The organism is Amycolatopsis sp. 3B14 (genome assembly GCF_050958625.1).
In the GTDB taxonomy this organism is placed as follows: domain Bacteria; phylum Actinomycetota; class Actinomycetes; order Mycobacteriales; family Pseudonocardiaceae; genus Amycolatopsis_E; species Amycolatopsis_E thermoflava.
Window position 1 is genome coordinate 1 of record NZ_JBHZEN010000089.1, and the last position, 17094, is coordinate 17094.

Here is a 17094-nt window from a genome sequence, read left to right on the forward strand (position 1 = left end):
ACCGGCGGCAGGGCCTTCGATCTCGGCGTTCTCGCGGTGGCCGCGCAGCTGCTCGGCGCCGGGCAATGGCTGCTGGACGCCTCGGTCGCCTACGCCAAGCAACGCAGCCAGTACGGCCGGCTGATCGGCGAATACCAGGCGATCAAGCACCTGCTCGCCGACGTCGCCACCCACCTCGAACTCGCCCGGCCCCTCGTGCACGGCGCCGCCGTCACCGGCAGCCCACAGGACATCTCCGCCGCCAAGGTCAAAGCCGGCGACGCCGCCTACCTCGCCGCCCGCACCGCCCTGCAGGTCCACGGCGCCATCGGCTACACCGCCGAACACGACCTCGGCCTCCGACTGAGCAAAGTCCGGGCACTGACCGGCGCCTGGGGCACCGGCGCGTTCCACCGCGAGCGGGTGCTGGCGCGATGAGCCAGGTCGATCCGATGTGGACGGAGGAGGCGCGGGCTCTGCGCGAGTCCGTGCGGGCTTTGCTGTCGCGGCGGTCCGGGCCGGAAGCGGTGCGTGCCGCGATGGCCGCACCCCTCGGCTACGACGACAAGCTGTGGTCCACGTTGTGCGAGCAGATCGGCGTCGCGGCGCTGGCGATCCCGGAGGAGTACGGGGGCGCGGGCGCCGGGCTGGCCGAGGTGTGCGTGGTGCTGGAGGAGCTGGGCCGCACCCTCACCCCGGCCCCGATGCTCGGCTCGGCGGTGCTGTGCGGGCAGGCCCTGCTGCTGACCGGGAACGACGAGGCGTGCCGTCGGCTGCTGCCCGGCATCGCGGCGGGCAGCAGCCTCGCCGCGCTGGCGTGGTCCGATGAGGACGGACGCTGGTCGCCTGTCTGCGAGTTCCGGGACGGGCGCGTCGACGGCCGGGCGCACTACGTGCTCGACGGCGACCACGCCGACGTCCTGCTGGTGGTGGCCCGGACCCCGGACGGCCCCGGCCTGTTCGAAGTCGCACCGGCCGACGCCCGGCGGGAGGCCGTGACGACCCTCGACCCCACGCGCCGTCTCGCGGTGGTGACGGTGTCGAACGCCCCCGCGCGGCGGCTGGACACCGGCGGGTTCGACACCGAGCGGCTGCGCTGGACCGCGGCCGTGGCACTGGCCGCCGAGCAGACCGGCGCCGCGGCCAGGGCGCTGGAGCTGACCGTCGAGTACACCAAGCAGCGGCGCCAGTTCGGCAGGCCCATCGGCGGTTTCCAGGCGCTCAAGCACCGGATGGCCGACGTGTACGTCCAGGTCGAAGCGGCCCGCTCAGCGTTGTACGGCGCCCTGACCGGGGACGACTTCGAATCGGACGCGGCGACCGCGAAAACCGTGTGCGCGGCGGCGCTGCGGCACGCCGCGGCGGAGATGATCCAGCTGCACGGGGGGATCGCGATCACCTGGGAGCACGACGCGCACCTGTACTTCAAGCGCGCCCACGGCAGCTCGCTGCTGTTCGGTTAGGACACCGGGTGCGGCTCCGGCGGCTCGAAGGTCGCCAGCATCTGCTCCAGCGCCGCCTGGTCCGGGCCGACGAACGGGTCCGCGCCGGGAGCCAGGGACACCCGGTCCAGGAACTCCGCCGCGCGCCCCGGCGCCGGGGGCAGGTGGGTGCTCAGGACGACCGCCGGGTCGAAGGTCCGCAGCGGCGCCATCGACGCGAGGTAGCGGTCCCGGTCGACGTTGTGCACCCACGGGCTGTCCACCGCGGCCCACAACAGCTGGCCGGCGTGCAGCGCGTCGGCCGGAGCGTTCGCCACGTCGCCGCACGTGGCGAGTTCCGCGGTCGGCATCGGGGCGCCGAAGCAGTCCGAGCTGAAGCACACCCCGTTGCTGTGGTCGAAGAAGCCGACCGTCGCCGGGTTGTCGAACAGCGGCGGCCGGAAGCCGGTCAGCCGCCGGTCGCCCGCGTCCAGGGACTGGCCGGGGTTGAGCAGGTGCACGCGGTCGATGGGCAGCGGCCGCTCGGTCGACATGATGCCCATCGCGAGGTAGGTGGTGACCAGGCGGGCGCGCGGGGCCAGTTCGAGCAGGTCGAACAGGGCGCCCGTGTGGTCGCGGTCCGGGTGGGTGAGCCAGATCCACCGCACGTCGGCGGGGTCGATCACCGCCCCGAGCGCGTCCAGGAAGCCGCGGCCGGGCAGGCTCAGCCCGGTGTCGACGACGACCGGTTCGGCGCCGTGCACGACGAACGCGTTGACGGGGAGGAAGCCGATGCCGGGCACCTCGAGCTGGTCGCTCAGGACGCTCACGTCGCGCCCGATCCTGTTGATCTCCATGGCATCCGCCCTTCCTGAGGTGGTGCCGGAAACGGTAGGCCCGCCAGGCACGGGCGCGATGGGGTCGAAATACCCGTTTCAGGAAATCGCGGTGCTCGGTCACGAACGGTCGCTTGCGCCGCCGCCGATGTGTGTTACCTTGGGTAACTGTAAACCGAGGTAACAGGCAATCGGGAGGGTGCCATGACCAGCGTCGGCGCACACGAGCACTCCGACACCGCGCAGCCTGACCACCGGTCGGTGGCGCAGCGGTTGCTCGACTCGTCCGAGACGTTGTCCTACGACCCCGTCAAGGAGGTCGACTGGGACACCCCGCTGGACACGAGCTACCACGGCGCGAGCCCGGAGTGGAGCACCCTGTACGGGACCGCGTACTGGAACGAGATGACCCCCGAGCAGCAGCGCGAGCTGACCCGCCAGGAGGCGGCGTCGGTCGCGAGCACCGGCATCTGGTTCGAGATGATCCTGCAGCAGATGGTGCTGCGCGATTTCTACGCCAAGGACCCGACCGACCCGGCGTTCCAGTGGGCGCTCACCGAGATCGCCGACGAGTGCCGCCACTCGATCATGTTCGCGCGCGGCGCGGCGAAGCTGCGGGCACCGGCCTACCGCCCGCGCCGCCTCGCCGTCGAGCTGGGCAGGTTCTTCAAGACCACCGCCCGCGGCGAGGCGGCGTACGCGGCGATCCTGGTCGCCGAAGAGGTCCTCGACGTCATGCAGCGCGACTGGATGCGCGACGAGCGCGTGGTGCCGTTCGTGCGCACCATCAACAACATCCACGTGGTCGAGGAGTCGCGGCACATGAAGTTCGCCCGCGAGGAGACCCGTGAGCGGCTGAAGAAGACCGGGCCGCTGGGCCGCCAGTACAACGCGCTCGTCGTGTCCATCGCCGCGTACTTCATCGTCAGCAGCATGTGGAACCCCAAGGTGTATGCGAACGCCGGCCTCGACACCAAGCGGGCGCTGCGCGAGGCGAAGGCCAACGAGCACCACAAGTCGATGCTGCGGTCGAGCTGCGCCGGGCTGATGGAGTTCCTGGACTCCGCGGGCCTGCTGACCAAGGCCGCGACGGTCTTCTACAAGCGCGCGAACCTCCTCTAGCCATGGCCTTCGCGATCACCCAGACCTGCTGCAACGACGCGTCGTGCGTGGCGGTGTGCCCGGTCAACTGCATCCACCCGACGCCGGACGAGCCGGACTTCGGCACCACCGAGATGCTCTACATCGACCCGCGCAGCTGCATCGACTGCGGCGCGTGCGCCGATGCCTGCCCGGTCGACGCGATCTTCCCGGTGGACGCACTCGCCGCGTCGATGCGGCCCTACGCGGGGATCAACGCGGAGTTCTACGCCGACCGCGAGCCGGCCGCGGCCGACCCCGCGCCGAACTTCCACGCGTGGGGCCCGCCGGTGTTCAGCCGCACCATCCCGGCCGACTTCCCGGCGCTGGACGTCGCCGTCGTCGGCACCGGCCCGGCCGGCATGTACGCGGTCGAGGACCTGTTGCTGCACACCAGTTCCCGGGTCACGCTGATCGACCGGCTGCCGGTCGCGGGCGGGCTGGTGCGGTACGGGGTCGCGCCCGACCACCCGTCCACCAAGAAGATCGGGGAGACGTTCGCGCGGTACCACCACCACCCGCGGCTGCGGATGCGGCTGGGCGTCGAGGTGGGCCGGGACGTCACGGTGGACGAGCTGGCGCGCCGCCACGACGCGGTGATCTACGCGGTCGGCGCGTCCTCGGCGCGGCGGCTGGGGATCCCGGGCGAGGACCTGACGGGCAGTGTCGCGGCGACGACGGTGGTGGCCTGGTACAACGGCCACCCGGACGTGCCCGCGGACGCGGTCGACCTGTCGGCGGAACGCCTCGTCGTGGTCGGGACGGGCAACGTCGCGCTGGACGTGGCGCGGATCCTGACGACGGACCCGCGTTCCATGGAAGGCACTTCGATCGCCCCGGCCGCCTTGGCACGGCTGAAGTCGAGCCGCGTGCGGGAGGTCGTGCTGCTCGGCCGCCGCGGTCCGGAGGCGGCGGCGTACACCACGCCCGAGCTGCTGGCGCTGACCCAGCACGAGGACATCGACCTGGTCGTCGACGCGCACGACCCGCGGATCACCGAGGCGATCGACACGTCGCCGCGGGCCGCACTGCTGCGCGACTGCAAGCAGGAGACGGTCGACTGGACGGCGCCGCCACAACCCGGCAAGCGACGGATCGTGCTCCGCTTCCACTCCGCGCCGGAGGAGATCCTCGGTGCCTCGCGGGTGCGCGGAATTCGCGTGGCCGGGGACGTCGAGATCCCCGCGGGCGGCGTCGTGCGCGCCGTCGGCTACCGCGGCGCGCCGCTGCCCGGGCTGCCGTTCGACGAGGACAGCGGCACGATCCCCAACGACGGCGGCCGCGTGACGCCTGGGACCTACGTGGTGGGCTGGATCAAACGTGGGCCGTCCGGCGGGATCGGCGCCAACAAGGCGTGCGCGGAGGAGACGGTCGGCCGCCTGCTGGAGGACGCGGTCGCCGGACGGCTCCGGACAAGACGTAAGCCCGGGCTGGTGGGGCGCCTGGTGCGCCGCGGCTGAGCGGCGCGCCCGGTGTCCGACGGCGCGGGGCGGCGGCGGGCACCCGGTTCCTGCCGCTGCCCTGGCGCGTTCGTCAGGAGCGCGCCAGCCGGTTCCGCAGCATGCCCAGCACCGGGCGGCCGCCGGTGAAGCACCAGATCGCGATCACCGGGTCGCAGATCGCGCAGCCGAGCGACGAGTGCTCCGCGAACGGCACGATCGGCTCCCCGCGCAGGTGGTGCACCACGTCCCACGCGGTGTGCATCAGCCAGCCGATGCCGATGAACGTCCACGACTCCAGGCCGCGGTAGGCGACGTAGGTGGCGGCCGCGGTGAAGGCGAACTCCCAGATCCCGAGCCCGCCCCCGCTCAGGTAGGCGGCGCCGGCACCGGCGACGAACACGGCGTTGAAGCGTCGGCGGTGCGCCTCCGGGACGAAGGAGTTGACCACGACGTAGGCGGCGCCGATGAGCAGCGCGATGATGATCACGGCACCCGAAACTAGGCCGCCCCGCCCCCGCGCAGTAGTGGCTGGAGTGCCACGTTCCGACGGATTCTCGCCAGGCCTGTGCGCAGCGGCAGCGTTTCCGGTGACCCGCGAGTCAGCCGAGACGTTCCGTGAGGCGGATGCGCACGGTGTCGCCGGCGTCCTTGCCGATCGCCCGGCGCACGTCGGCCTTCACCGGCAGCTTGTGGGTGCCGTCGCCCAGCGCCATGAACGAGCTGCGGAACGGGTGGCCGTCGATGGTGCCGCGGATCTTCACCAGCCCGCGCGTGCCGAAGTACTCGGCGGACCCGGGCATCACGACGTAGGTCCAGCCGCCCTTCGCCTCGCTCTTCAGCAGGGTCGCCTCGAACTCCTTGTCCAGTGCCGCCATGACGTCCTCCTCGGGTGCGGTGCCATTGTCACCCGGAACGTCGAGGCACCTCGCCCGCTTCTCGACACCGAAACGGCCGCCAGGGGCGCCGGGTGCTGCCCCCAGCACCCGGCACCCCCGGCGGCCGTCGCCCCGGGGCGGTCAGCCTCCCGCGACCCGCGCCCAGCCTCCGACCAGCGTCGGCGGCCGGAAGGTCGCCCCGCTGTGCACGTGGTCCTCGAAGAAGCGCTGCCCGAGCGTGTCGATGCCGACCTCCTCCGGCGTGGCCAGCCCGGTCCGCGCCAGCACGGGCAGCAGGGTCCGGATGATGCCCTCCGCCATCCGGCTGCCGGTCGGGTCGCCCGGCGGGCGGTACCCCTGCAGCCCCAGCACCGTCGCACCGGTCAGGCCCGCGTCCGCGAACACCGTGCCCAGCCGCGCGCCCAGGCTCGGGTCGAGGCCGGACCGGGCGAACGCCGCCATGATCCAGTGCGTCACCCGCTCGCTCAGCGGCGTGGCGGGCAGCAGCCCGGCGACGCTCATCTCGTACTCCATCGACACCACGACCCCGCCCGGCCGCACGTATCCGGCGAACTTCCGCAGCACCGCGGCCGGATCCGGCGTGTACAGCAGCACCAGCCGCCCGACCACCGCGTCCACCTGGCCGGTCAGCCGCATCTCGTGCAGGTCGTCGTGCACGAACGAGACGTTGCGCAGCCCCTGTGCCTCGCACCGGCTCGCCGCCCAGCGCAGCGCCTTCGACGACTGGTCGATCCCGACGACGGACCCGGACGGCCCGACGAGCCGGGACAGCTCGAAGGCCACGTCCCCCGCGCCGGTTCCCAGGTCCAGCACCCGCATGCCGGGCTCGATCCCGGCCAGGCCCAGGATCGCTCGTGTCGCGGGCGCCAGCGCGGTGGCCTGCTCCTCCAGGCGGCGCAGCTCGTCGGGCTCGTTGCCGAGCAGGTACGGGGTCTCGGTGGTGGTCATGGCGTCCTCCCTGCCAGTTGTTCCGCCCAGGGTGACCCCAGGGAGGGGCTGGTGGCTTGGCGGAATCGTGGGGATGATGTGGAGATTCCGTGGCGAGGGGGCCGTGGTGTACGAGTTCGAGGACTGCGAGGTCGACCCCCAGCGGTTCGAGCTGCGCCGCCGAGGGGAGCCGGTCCACGTCGAGCCGCAGGTGTTCGCCCTGCTGACGCACCTGATCCGGCACCGCGACCGCGTCGTGGGCAAGACCGAGCTGCTCGACTCGGTGTGGGGCTACCGGCACGTCAGCGAATCGGCACTCACCAGCCGCGTCAAGGCGCTGCGCCGCGCGATCGGCGACAGCGGTGAGCGGCAGCGCATCGTCGCGACCGTGCACGGCGTCGGGTACCGCTTCGTCGCCGAGGTCCGGGAGAACGGCGGTGTTCCGCCGCGCACCCGTGCGCAGCAACAGATCCGCTACTGCCGCTCGCCGGACGGCGTCCGCGTCGCCTACGCGTTGTCCGGGTGCGGGCCGCCGCTGGTCAAGGCGGCCAACTGGCTGACCCACCTCGACCTGGAGTGGACGAGCCCGATCTGGGCGCACTGGCTCGACGGCCTCGCCCGGCGGCACACCCTGGTGCGCTACGACGAGCGCGGCTGCGGACTGTCCGACTGGGACATCGGCGGGTTCCGGTTCGACGACTGGGTCGACGACCTGGAGCTGGTCGTCGACGGGGTGGGGCTGGACCGGTTCCCGCTGCTCGGCATCTCGCAGGGCGGCGCGGTGGCGATCGCCTACGCCGTGCGGCACCCGGAGCGCGTGTCCCGGCTCGTCCTCGCCGGCGCCTACAGCCGCGGCCGGTTCGCCCGCGCCGCCACCCCCGAGGAGAAGGAGGAGGCCGAACTCGACCTCGTCCTGGGCCGGATCGGCTGGCGCCACGACGATCCGACGTTCCGCCAGGTGTTCGCCAGCCAGTTCCTCCCGGACGCGAGCCGCGAGCTGTGGGACGCGTTCAACGACCTGCAGCGCGCCACCACCTCCAACGACAACGTGGTGCGCTTCCTGGACGTCTTCGCCCACATCGACGTGTCCGCGATCGCGCCGTCGGTGCGCTGCCCGACCCTGATCCTGCACTCCCGCGGCGACCTGCGCGTGCCGAAGGCGCAGGCCCAGGAGCTGGCCGCGCTGATCCCGGACAGCAGGCTGTGCTTCCTGGACAGCCGCAACCACATCCTCACCGAACACGAGCCCGCGTGGCCGGAATTCCTCGACGAACTGGACGCCTTCCTCGGCAGCTGACAACGCGGTGCCGGACAGCGGCGACCTGTCGGCCAACTGGCCCACGTTCGCCGGGCATGTGCGGCGCCACGCGGTGACCACCACGGCCGATGGACCACCTCTGTCCAAACCGGACCAATTGCTGGGAGCTCCCGCAGGTCGTTGCGGAAAGCGCTTTCCACGGCGGTCGGTGGCCGCTGACCGGCCCCGCCGCCTCCGGAGTCGGCCCTGCTCGCGGCCGAGTGCGCCCGGTGCGCGGAGACGGTGCAGCGGGACCACCTGATCGGGGGAGCCCCGCGGCGGGCGCTACCTGCGGAATCGGCGCGAATCGGGTGGGATGGCCGGTTCCCGGCCGCGGCTTCCCGGGGACCGCTAGTATTCGCGCTATCCCCGTTGATCTCCGCAGGCGGAAAGCAGGCAGGAATGGCGAAGTCCCGGTTCGAGCAGTTCCCGATGGAAGGCGTCGACCTGGACCACCCGAACGTGGCCCGGGTGTACGACTACTACCTCGGCGGCAAGGCCAACTACGCGGTCGACCGCGTGTTCGCGGAAAAGGCGCTGGAGCGGTTCCCGTTCGTGCGCCCCGCCGCGAAGTCGAACCGGCTGTTCCTGCACCGGGCCGTGCGCTACCTGGTCAAACAGGGTGTCCGGCAGTTCATCGACATCGGTTCGGGCGTGCCCACGATGGGCAGCACGCACCAGGTCGCCGACGAGTTGGACACCACCACCCGCGTGGTCTACATCGACAACGAGCCGGTGGCCGTCGCGCACTCGCAGATGCTGCTGGAGAAGGAGGGCGACCTCGGGCGGCACGCGGTGATCCAGGCCGACCTGCGCGACCCGGACCTGCTGTGGAACAAGATCGCCGACAAGGGCGTCATCGACTTCTCGAAGCCGGTCGCGCTGATGCTGATCGCGGTCCTGCACGTCACCCAGCCCGGCCCGGACGGCACGGACATCGGCCCGGCCGCGGTGGCTCGCTACCGGGAGCTGCTCGCGCCCGGCTCGTACCTGGTGCTCTCGCACGGCACGGCCGACGGGGTGCCGGAGAGCCGCGCCAGGGAGATGGCCGAGTTCGGCAAGATGTACGACGCCACGGCGACCCCGGTGATCTGGCGGCCGCGCCGCGAGATCGAAGCGTTGTTCGGCGACCTGGAGATGGTGGAGCCCGGCGCGACCTGGACGCCACTGTGGCACCCGGAGGAGAACGGCGAAAACGCGCCGCAGATCGAGTTCGACGAGCCCAACGACTCGGTGGTGTGGGCTGGGGTCGGCCGGAAGGTCTGACACTCCCCGCCGCGCCCGGTTGCCGTCGGGTGCGCACCCTGGGGCCAGGGGTTTCCAACTTCGGCCGGGCGTCGCACCGCCCGGGATCAGGTGCGCCGCACGAGTCGGCCAGTTGACGGCCGGCTCGCGCGTTGTCGTCTCCAGCTCCCGCCAGTGGTCACCGGCGAAGCTCCCGCGCCGTCCGGCAGAGTGCGCCGCCGCGTCGCGGCCACTGCGAGCGCGATCGCCAGCGCGCCGCTGACCAGGAGGAACGCCGGGCCCCCGCCGTAGCGGTCGCCGACCGGCCCGGCCAGCGCGGCGCCCGCCGCACTGCCGATCTGGCCCAGCGTCGTCAGCCACCCGTACAGCTCGCCGCTGCGGTCCTCACCGACGGCGGCCACGAGCTGGTCGTGCACCGCGAGCCACGGCGCGAGCGCCAGCCCGAACACGGCGATCACCACGGCCATCACCGCGACGCTGCCCGGCAGCGCCAGCGGGAGCGACGTCAGCGCGAGCGCGCCCAGCAGCGCGGTGTAGGTGTTCCGCTGAGCGCCACGCGGCGGGCGGGCCGCCAGCGCCACCCCGCCCGCGAGGCTGCCCGCCGACCACACCGCGACCAGCAACCCCGACTGCCCGGCGGCGCCCGTGTGCTCGGCGAACGCCGGCACCAGCACCCACATCGCCCCCATGCACACCCAGTAGGCGAGGTAGGCCGCCCCGAGGGTGTGCACCGCGGGATCGCTCAGCAGGCCACCGCGTCGCGGGCGGCCACGCTCGAACACGGGCACCAGCACGACCCCGACGACCAGCCCCGCGACGCCGGTCAGTGTCGTGGCGGCCAGCGCCGCGGCCGGCCCGGCCAGCGTCGCCCAGCCGCTCACCCACAGCGGCCCGCCGATGTAAATCGTTTCCAGCGCGATCGAGTTGACCGCGTACGCCCTGGTCAACTGGGGTCTCGCAAGGCGGGGGAGCATGGCCCGCAGGCTCGCCGACACCGGCGGGGTGGCCAGCCCCGACACCGCGGCGAGCCCGATGAACAGGGCCGGCCCGTGCGTCGCGGCGAGCGCGAGCTGGGCCGCGGTGAACAACGCGCCGGACACCACGAGGACCCGCCGGTCGCCCGAGACCGGCAGCGCACGAGCCCACAGCGGTGCGGCGACCGCGGTGCCGACTGCCGCGGCCGCACCTGCCAGGCCCGCCGTGGTGAAACTGCCGGCGGCCTCGACGCCGGCCAGCGTGACCAGCAGCGGCCGCATCGCGATGGGCAGCTGGGCGAGGTTCAGGCAGCCGATCAGGACGAGGGCGCGTACATTCATAACTTATGAATGAGCAGGAACGGCGGAGCGCAAACCTGCTTGGCGCGATGTCGCTGCTGGTGGCCGGCGCGGTGCGGGACGCGGTCACCGAGGCCGTGGGCGCCGGTGGAGCGCTGGGGGAGGCGCTGATCGCGATCAAGGACCAGCCGGGCCGGACCGCGGACTGGCTCGCCGGGGTCCTGCACATCTCCCAGCCCGGCACGGCGCACCTGGTCCGGCGGCTGACCGAGCAGGGCTGGATCACCCGCGAAAGCGAAGGCCGCAGGCGCCCGCTGAGGCTCACCCCCGAGGGCGAGCGCCGGGCCGCGGATGCGCTGGCCGCGCGGCAGGTCGTGCTCGACCGCCTGGTGGAGCGCTTGTCGGGCGCGCAGCGCGCGCAGCTCGCCGGGGTGGCGGAGGCGCTGCTCGGCCCGGAGGCCCGCAGCGAGCAGACATTGGCCGAGCTGTGCCGCCTGTGTGACCGCGCGGTGTGCCAGGAATGCCCGGTCCACGACGGGTGGCGGAAGTGCTGTTCGGAAGGGGGATGACCGGCGGACGGAGTTCGCGCTGGCCGTCATTCACGTTGTATACAATCGGTGTGCGATCTCTCGGGGGGTCACCCGCTGGAGGCCGGCTTCATTCCGTTCGCTCCGTGAGGATCCGCAGTTCGGCCGCGCCGACCCGGAGGACGCCGTCGTCGAGGGGGACGCACCGGACCCCGCCGTGGCCACGCAGCCCGCGGAACGCGCCGGGCGCGAACGCGACGTCCATCCACGCGCACGGGTGCGCCGGCCGGTGCGCCTGGAACCGCACGGCACCCGCGCCGCTGTCGAGGCTGAACACCGCCCCAGGAGCCGTTCGCGTGCGGGCGAGCGTGTCGACGTCGAAGCCACGCAACACGATGTTCCGCCGGGCTCGCACCGGATCGGGCGAGGTCAAACCGAGGGCGTCGAGCGCCTCGGCCGCGAACACGGTGACCGCCGCTTCCCGATGCGCCGGACGGTTGAAGTACCGGTCCCCGACCAGCCCCAGCCCCGCGCGCACCGTCACCGACTCGCGCGCCACCGGACCCGGCTCGGGGCGGGGCCCGTCGGCCGAGCGGCCCGCGTAGGCGTGTACCGGCGACACGACGAGCGCGACGATCTCGACACGCACTCGAGCCAGAATAGTTGATCGACCGCGCGCACCGGCCGTGCGAGACTGCGCGGGTGAACCACTGGGGGTTGCCGTCGCCGTGGTCGCGCGCGCCGTGGATGTTGCTGCGCCGGCCCGCTGTCGCGGTGGCCGTGGCGGCTGCGGCGTTCCTCGTCGCGCTGCCCGCGGCCGCGGCCGCGTTGTTCCTGTCCGCCGCGGGCAACGCCGCCCTGCAGAGCCAGGTCGCCGACGCCTGCCCGGCCTACACCGGCGCGTACGTGAGTTCGGCGCTGCGCCTGGACAATCCGGCCGGTGCGACGCTGCTCGACGCGCGCGAGCGGGCCCTCACGACCGAGGGCGGCCGCGTGCCGCGGCTGTCCGCACCGGTGACCACGCTCTTCCAGCAGGGCGAGCTGGGCCGCAACAAGGTGAACCTGGTCGCCCGCACCGGGTTCGCCGACCACGTGCGGATCCTCGACGGCGGCCGCGGCCCCGGCGTCTGGCTGCCGGACGGGTTCGCCGCGGAGAAGGGGATCCGCGCCGGTGACCGCGTCCCGGTCACCACGGCCGGCCGCACCGTGACCATGCCCGTCGCGGCGGTGTACCGGGACCTGCGGTCCGACCCCGACCAGCCGTACTGGTGCAGCCTCACCGAGCTGTACCGCGGCAAACCGCTCGGCGAGACCCCGATCTACCCGCTCGCGCTCCTGTCGCGGGAGGACTTTCTCGGCGCGGCGGGAGGCAGCGGCGTCCGGATCGGCGCCACGATCGAACTGCCGCTCGACGCGGACGGCCTCACCACCGCGAACGCCGTGCCCGTCCTGGACGGCCTGCAACGGCTGCGCGACGACACCAACCACGCCGTTGACCGGTATCCCGACCAGGTCCAGTTCGTCTCGAACCTGCCCGCGATGACCGACCGCGCGAACCTTGTCGTCCGCGCGCTCACCGGCACGGTCGTGCCCCTCGCCGCGGCCGCCACGCTCGCCGGGCTCGTCGTGGCCGGAGCGGCGGGCGGGTTCTGGGTGGACCGGCGCCGGGCCGAGCTGACCGTGTTGTCCGCGCGCGGCGTCGGCCCGGCCGCGCTCGCCGGCAAGGCCGTGCTCGAAGTCGCGCTCGTCGTCGCCGCCGGAGGGGTCGGCGGGTGGTTCGCGGCGCGGGCCCTGGTCGCCTCGGCGGGTCCGAGCGGCCTGTTCACACCGGCCGCGGTGCACGGCTCGATCTGGGCGGTCGGAGGCGCGTTCCTGGTGACGCTCGGCGCGGTCGCGCTGGTCGCCGCGCGACGGGCGGCGCACCTGTTCGACGTGCCGCCGGTGCGGGCGCGCCGCGCGCGGTGGGTGCCGTGGGAGCTCGTGCCGCTGGCGGCGGCCGTGGCGAGCTGGTTCCTGCTCGGCGACGAGGTCCAGGCGGGGACGGGCGGAGCGGTCGGCACCGTGGCGCGCGTGCCACCACGGCTGGTGGTGGCACCGATCCTGCTGGTGATCGCCCTCGCGATCGCGGCGGCGCGGGCCGTGCGCTGGGTACTGTCTCGGGCACGGGCCCGCGGTGGTCCACAGCGCCCCGGCTGGTTCCTGGCCGGCCGCCGGGTCCTGGCCGGGCCGGTGGCGGCGGCCGTGCTGACCGGCGCGACCGCGGTTCCGGTCGCGCTCGCCGTGTACGGCGCGTCGGTGACCGGCTCGGTGGACCGCACCCTGCACGCGGAGGGCCAGCTGATCGTCGGCACGGACGTGGTGTTCTCGCTGGAGACCCGCGCGCCGGTGCCGCCCGCGCTCGCGGACCAGGCGAGCCTGGTGTCCGTCTACGGCAACGCCCGGGTCGCCGGCAGCACGGTCGAGGTGCTCGGTGTCGACCCGGCGACGTTCGGCAGGGCCGCGTTCTGGGATCCCGCGCTGCCCGGCCCGTCGCTGGACGAGCTGCTCGGACGGCTCGCGCGCGGGGAGCCGATCGCGTTGCTGGCCGGCCTGAACCGCGCGCACGGGACATCCACAGTGGACATCGGCGGGCGTAGCGTGCCCCTGACCGTGGTGGCGGTGCCCCAGCTGCCGGGCAAGAAGTCGGGCAACCCGCTGCTCGTGGTGCGCCAGGACGTCCTGGACGGGCTCGGTCTGGTGACCCGGCCGCAGCTGTGGGTGCGCGGGGACCCGGACGAGATCCTGGCCGCGGCGTCCGGGCTGCCGGTGCGCACCTACGCCGAGGCGGCGAACGTGACCGCGGCCGGGGTGTACGAGCCGATCACGTACACGTTCGGCTTCCTCGCCGCGGTGTCGCTGCTGTGCGGGGCGATCATCGTGGTCGGGTTGCTGCTCTACCTGACGGCGAAGGCCCGCGCGCGGCGGAGCGCCTATGTCCTCTTGCGACGGATGTCGGTGACGCCTGCCGACCACTGGCGGGCGCTGTGTTTCGAGGTGGGCGGGCTGTTGCTGGCCGGGTTCGCCGCGGGACTCGTGCTCGCCGTGGTGGCGGTCGGCCTCACCGCCGAGGCCTACGACGTCAACCCCTCGACCCTGCCCGGCACGCTGCTGACCCCGCCGTGGGGCTTGGTCGCCGGGCTGGCGGCCGCGGCGGCGGTCACCACCGCGCTGGCGGCGGGCGCGGCACAACGCGCGGTGTCCCGCGCCCGGCCGGCGGAGGTGCTGCGTGACGCGCGATGAACCGGCGCTGTGGTGTGAAGACGTCACGTACGACTACCCGACACGGGGCGAGACCGTGCACGCCTTGTCCGGGGTGGCGTTGACCGTGCCGCGCGGGGCGATCACGGCGGTGGTCGGGCCGTCCGGCTCCGGCAAGTCGACGCTGCTGAAGATCCTGGCCTGCCTGGAACGGCCGGAGAACGGTCGCGTGTGGATCGACGGCACTGAGGTCACCGCGTTGTCCGCGAGGGCCCGCCGGGCGGTGCGCCGCACCCGGGTCGGCTATGTGTTCCAGGACCCGGCGGACAACCTGCTCGACTACCTCACCGTCGCCGAGCACCTGGCGCTCGCGGCCCGCCTGCGTGGCCGGGACACGAGCGCCGAGCTGGTCGGGGTGCTGGGCCTGGGGCACCGCACCGGTCACGTGCCCTGGCGGCTGTCCGGCGGGGAGCAGCAGCGGGTCGCACTGGCCTTCGCCGCGGCGGGCGAACCGGCGGTGGTGATCGCCGACGAGCCGACGGCGCAGCTGGACCGCGACTCCGCCGGGCGGGTCGTGGAAGCGTTGCGGCTGCTGGCCGACCGCGGGCAGGCGATCCTGCTCGCAACGCACGATCCGGAGGTGAGCCGGGTGGCGGACCGGGTGGTGGAGCTGGTGGACGGCAGGCTGGGGGAGGTCTCGTGCTGAGCCTGCGCGGGGTGCGCAAGAGCTACGGCGGCACGCCGGCGCTGCGGCCCGTGGACGTCGAACTCGCGGCGGGGGAGTTGGTCGTGCTGACCGGGCCGTCCGGGTCGGGCAAGAGCACGCTGCTGATGATCGCCGGCGGGTGGGAGACCCCGGACGGCGGCGAGGTGGTGCCGCACCCGCCGCTGCCGGACCTGCCGGTGGAGCGGATGTCGTGGCAGGACCTGGGGTTCGTGCCGCAGTCGATCAGCCTGTTCGAGGAGCTGACGCTCGCCGACAACCTCGCGCTGGCCCGCGGCAGTGCCGGTGGCGGGGAGCTGCTGGAGGCGCTGGAGCTGGGACACCTCGCCGAGCGGCGCCCCGGCGAGGTGTCCCGCGGCGAGCAGCAGCGGGCGGCGGTGGCCAGGGCGCTGGTCGCCTCCCCGGCGCTGGTGATCGCCGACGAGCCCACCTCGCACCAGGACCACCGGCGGGCCCAGCTCGTGCTCGGCCTGCTGCGGGCGGCGGCCGACCGGGGTGCGGCGGTGCTGATCGCCAGCCACGACCCGGCCGTGGTGTCCCGCGCGGACCGGGAGATCCGGCTCGGCGCCGGGGCGGTCACGCGCGGATGAAGCGCGTCCCGCCCGCGACGAGCACCGCGACCGCGCCGACTACCAGCAGCGCCGAGGACAGTCCGGTGAGGACACCCGACAGCCCCAGAACCACCAGCGGGCACACGAACTGGCCGATGAACAACGCCGAGGTCCACACACCGGTGCCGCGGCCGCGCTGCTCGAACGTCAGCGACCCCAGCGCCCAGGTCAGCAGGGCAGGCAGCAGCAGCCCGTTGCCCAGACCGGCCACCACGGCGCCGGCGACCGCGACCGGCAGCGACTCGGCGAGGCCCAGCCCGAGGAGGCCGAGTCCGGAAAGGACGAACGCGGCCGGGATGGTCACCCGCGGCCCGAACCGCGCCACCTTCGCGAACGACCACGCCGCGACGGCCGTGGCGAGCGAGGCGATGGCGCTCACGAAACCGATGGTGCTGCTGGACTTCACGCCGATCCCGTCGAGCACATAGGACAGTTCGACGATCAGCACGTAGAACACCAGGCCGCCGATGAGCGTGACCCCGACCGGCGTGAGGAGGCGGCGCCACGGCAGCGGCGGCAGCGCGGCGGCGGTGGTCCGCCGGGGCTGCCAGATGTGGCGCGCGGCGAGGAACGCCAGCGGCAGGCTCACCGCGTACAGCCAGAACGGGGTCCGCCAGCTGTGCGCGCCGAGCAGGCCGCCGACGGCGAGGAAAATGGTCGCGGCCACGGTGGTGAACACGGTCTGCAGCCCGAAGTAGCGGTTGCGTCGCGGGCCGGCGAAGTAGTCGGCGAGCAGCGTGGTGCAGCAGGTCATGATGGCGGCCTCGGTCAGGCCGACGAGGACCCGGCTGACCAGGATGAGGTGCAGGGAGCCCAGCCACAGCGGCGCGGTGCCGACGACCGCGTAGACGACGAGCGCGCCGACCAGGAGACGCTTGCGGCCCAAGCGATCCACGATCCGCCCGGCGACGGTCGCGGTGAGACCGATGACGAGCGCGGGCACGGTCAGCAGGACCGGGGTGAGCGCCGCGACGCCGGGCGTGCCGGCGAACGCCTGCTGGATGCTGGGCAGCACGGGGGCGAGCAGGACCGAGCCCAGGACGGACAGACAGCTGGCGAACAGCAGGACGAGAGCCTGAGCGCGCCCGGCGGGCCGCCCGGTGGCGGGGTCGAGGGCGATCCCGGCGGTGGGGCTTGGGGTGTTGTCGGTGGCGGGGTCGAGGGCGATCCCGGCGGCGGGGCTTGGGGCGTTGTCGGCGGTGGGGCTTGGGGTCTTGCTGACGGTGGGGCGTGGGGCGTTGTCGGCGGTGGGTCGTTGGGTGTTGCCGGCGGCGGGGCCGGGCGAGGAGGGCAGGACACGGTCCGGCACGGGCTTCTCCGGGGGACTCGCGTGCCGGTCTCCGCTGACCGGCATCACTGTCGTGGAAGTCTCGGCGCTGCCCGGCCGGAGGGGAAATCACTTGTGCTGAGGGGCGCCATCAGCGGCGCCGATGATCGCGACGGCCAGGTGGGTGGGGCAGCCGGGCCGCTGCGGCGCGCGCCCGCGCACGGCCGCCACCGCCGGAGGCCACCGCCGACCGGTGCCGCGAACCGCGCAG

The 17094-nt window shown here is 73.5% G+C and carries 17 protein-coding genes; 10 read left to right on the forward strand and 7 right to left on the reverse strand.

Annotated features, from left to right (window positions below):
• Together ACCP09_RS36985 and ACCP09_RS36990 are read left to right on the forward strand one after the other, a co-directional pair.
• Window positions 1–417, forward strand: a 417-nt coding sequence (locus ACCP09_RS36985; RefSeq protein WP_433753590.1) for an acyl-CoA dehydrogenase family protein, incomplete at its 5' end; no start/stop codon positions are given.
• Window positions 414–1442 (forward strand): acyl-CoA dehydrogenase family protein, encoded by a 1029-nt coding sequence (locus ACCP09_RS36990; protein ID WP_433753592.1) that lies wholly within the window; start codon window positions 414–416, stop codon window positions 1440–1442. The genes ACCP09_RS36985 and ACCP09_RS36990, both read left to right, overlap by 4 nt.
• Here the strand turns inward: ACCP09_RS36990 and ACCP09_RS36995 are convergent.
• Complete coding sequence (locus ACCP09_RS36995; RefSeq protein WP_027935289.1) at window positions 1439–2257, reverse strand: MBL fold metallo-hydrolase; 819 nt, start codon at window positions 2255–2257, stop codon at window positions 1439–1441. The two genes, ACCP09_RS36990 and ACCP09_RS36995, sit on opposite strands and share 4 nt — an antisense overlap.
• A 183-nt stretch (window positions 2258–2440) precedes the next feature.
• On the opposite strand from ACCP09_RS36995, the gene ACCP09_RS37000 reads away from it, so the two are divergent.
• On the forward strand, window positions 2441–3358 hold the full coding sequence (locus tag ACCP09_RS37000; protein ID WP_020419902.1) for an AurF N-oxygenase family protein: 918 nt from the start codon (window positions 2441–2443) through the stop codon (window positions 3356–3358).
• A gap of 2 nt (window positions 3359–3360) precedes the next feature.
• A complete protein-coding gene (locus ACCP09_RS37005) occupies window positions 3361–4836 on the forward strand; it encodes an FAD-dependent oxidoreductase (RefSeq protein WP_433753595.1) in 1476 nt (491 codons plus the stop codon).
• 73 nt (window positions 4837–4909) lie between these two features.
• Here ACCP09_RS37005 and ACCP09_RS37010 read toward each other — a convergent pair whose 3' ends face one another.
• The 3 genes from ACCP09_RS37010 to ACCP09_RS37020 all read right to left on the reverse strand — a co-directional run bounded on the left by ACCP09_RS37010 (window position 4910) and on the right by ACCP09_RS37020 (window position 6662).
• Complete coding sequence (locus ACCP09_RS37010) at window positions 4910–5305, reverse strand: DUF6010 family protein (protein ID WP_433753597.1); 396 nt, start codon at window positions 5303–5305, stop codon at window positions 4910–4912.
• Window positions 5306–5417: 112 nt separating this feature from the next.
• Window positions 5418–5693 (reverse strand): DUF1905 domain-containing protein, encoded by a 276-nt coding sequence (locus ACCP09_RS37015; RefSeq protein WP_037323091.1) that lies wholly within the window; start codon window positions 5691–5693, stop codon window positions 5418–5420.
• Window positions 5694–5834: 141 nt separating this feature from the next.
• A complete protein-coding gene (locus ACCP09_RS37020; protein ID WP_037323093.1) occupies window positions 5835–6662 on the reverse strand; it encodes a methyltransferase domain-containing protein in 828 nt (275 codons plus the stop codon).
• Between the two features lie 106 nt (window positions 6663–6768).
• Here ACCP09_RS37020 and ACCP09_RS37025 point away from each other — a divergent pair, with 106 nt between their 5' ends.
• Window positions 6769–7938, forward strand: a complete 1170-nt coding sequence (locus ACCP09_RS37025; protein WP_378334807.1) for an alpha/beta fold hydrolase — start codon at window positions 6769–6771, stop codon at window positions 7936–7938.
• Between the two features lie 402 nt (window positions 7939–8340).
• Window positions 8341–9204 carry an SAM-dependent methyltransferase gene (locus ACCP09_RS37030; protein WP_027935293.1) on the forward strand — a complete coding sequence of 288 codons (864 nt, stop codon included), beginning with the start codon at window positions 8341–8343 and terminating at the stop codon, window positions 9202–9204.
• A gap of 86 nt (window positions 9205–9290) precedes the next feature.
• Here ACCP09_RS37030 and ACCP09_RS37035 read toward each other — a convergent pair whose 3' ends face one another.
• A complete protein-coding gene (locus ACCP09_RS37035) occupies window positions 9291–10499 on the reverse strand; it encodes an MFS transporter (protein ID WP_433753600.1) in 1209 nt (402 codons plus the stop codon).
• Window positions 10500–10504: 5 nt separating this feature from the next.
• On the opposite strand from ACCP09_RS37035, the gene ACCP09_RS37040 reads away from it, so the two are divergent.
• Complete coding sequence (locus tag ACCP09_RS37040) at window positions 10505–11026, forward strand: MarR family winged helix-turn-helix transcriptional regulator (RefSeq protein WP_123685714.1); 522 nt, start codon at window positions 10505–10507, stop codon at window positions 11024–11026.
• Between the two features lie 88 nt (window positions 11027–11114).
• Here the strand turns inward: ACCP09_RS37040 and ACCP09_RS37045 are convergent, their stop codons facing one another.
• Window positions 11115–11633, reverse strand: a complete 519-nt coding sequence (locus tag ACCP09_RS37045; RefSeq protein ID WP_433753603.1) for a molybdenum cofactor biosysynthesis protein — start codon at window positions 11631–11633, stop codon at window positions 11115–11117.
• A 53-nt stretch (window positions 11634–11686) separates the two neighbouring features.
• Between ACCP09_RS37045 and ACCP09_RS37050 the strand changes: the two genes are divergently transcribed.
• Genes ACCP09_RS37050 through ACCP09_RS37060 form a run of 3 tightly spaced genes read left to right on the forward strand, consistent with a single transcriptional unit; the run spans window position 11687 to window position 15535 of the window.
• Window positions 11687–14263: an ABC transporter permease gene (locus ACCP09_RS37050; protein WP_433753605.1), complete on the forward strand. Its 2577-nt coding sequence runs from the start codon at window positions 11687–11689 to the stop codon at window positions 14261–14263.
• On the forward strand, window positions 14250–14927 hold the full coding sequence (locus ACCP09_RS37055) for an ABC transporter ATP-binding protein (RefSeq protein WP_123685716.1): 678 nt from the start codon (window positions 14250–14252) through the stop codon (window positions 14925–14927). Before ACCP09_RS37050 ends, ACCP09_RS37055 begins: the two co-directional genes overlap by 14 nt.
• Window positions 14921–15535 (forward strand): ABC transporter ATP-binding protein, encoded by a 615-nt coding sequence (locus ACCP09_RS37060; RefSeq protein WP_123685717.1) that lies wholly within the window; start codon window positions 14921–14923, stop codon window positions 15533–15535. Before ACCP09_RS37055 ends, ACCP09_RS37060 begins: the two co-directional genes overlap by 7 nt.
• Here ACCP09_RS37060 and ACCP09_RS37065 read toward each other — a convergent pair.
• Window positions 15522–16865 carry an MFS transporter gene (locus ACCP09_RS37065; RefSeq protein WP_433753607.1) on the reverse strand — a complete coding sequence of 448 codons (1344 nt, stop codon included), beginning with the start codon at window positions 16863–16865 and terminating at the stop codon, window positions 15522–15524. The two genes, ACCP09_RS37060 and ACCP09_RS37065, sit on opposite strands and share 14 nt — an antisense overlap.
• Window positions 16866–17094: the final 229 nt, after the last annotated feature.

What these genes read in the sequence shown, in the direction of transcription:
- ACCP09_RS37040 (WP_123685714.1), top strand. Translation starts at nt 10,505, where the DNA reads ATGAATGAGCAGGAACGGCGGAGCGCAAACCTGCTTGGCGCGATGTCG.
- ACCP09_RS36995 (WP_027935289.1), bottom strand. Translation starts at nt 2,257, where the DNA reads ATGGAGATCAACAGGATCGGGCGCGACGTGAGCGTCCTGAGCGACCAG.
- ACCP09_RS37000 (WP_020419902.1), top strand. Translation starts at nt 2,441, where the DNA reads ATGACCAGCGTCGGCGCACACGAGCACTCCGACACCGCGCAGCCTGAC.
- ACCP09_RS37005 (WP_433753595.1), top strand. Translation starts at nt 3,361, where the DNA reads ATGGCCTTCGCGATCACCCAGACCTGCTGCAACGACGCGTCGTGCGTG.
- ACCP09_RS37035 (WP_433753600.1), bottom strand. Translation starts at nt 10,499, where the DNA reads ATGAATGTACGCGCCCTCGTCCTGATCGGCTGCCTGAACCTCGCCCAG.
- ACCP09_RS37020 (WP_037323093.1), bottom strand. Translation starts at nt 6,662, where the DNA reads ATGACCACCACCGAGACCCCGTACCTGCTCGGCAACGAGCCCGACGAG.
- ACCP09_RS37030 (WP_027935293.1), top strand. Translation starts at nt 8,341, where the DNA reads ATGGCGAAGTCCCGGTTCGAGCAGTTCCCGATGGAAGGCGTCGACCTG.
- ACCP09_RS37015 (WP_037323091.1), bottom strand. Translation starts at nt 5,693, where the DNA reads ATGGCGGCACTGGACAAGGAGTTCGAGGCGACCCTGCTGAAGAGCGAG.
- ACCP09_RS36990 (WP_433753592.1), top strand. Translation starts at nt 414, where the DNA reads ATGAGCCAGGTCGATCCGATGTGGACGGAGGAGGCGCGGGCTCTGCGC.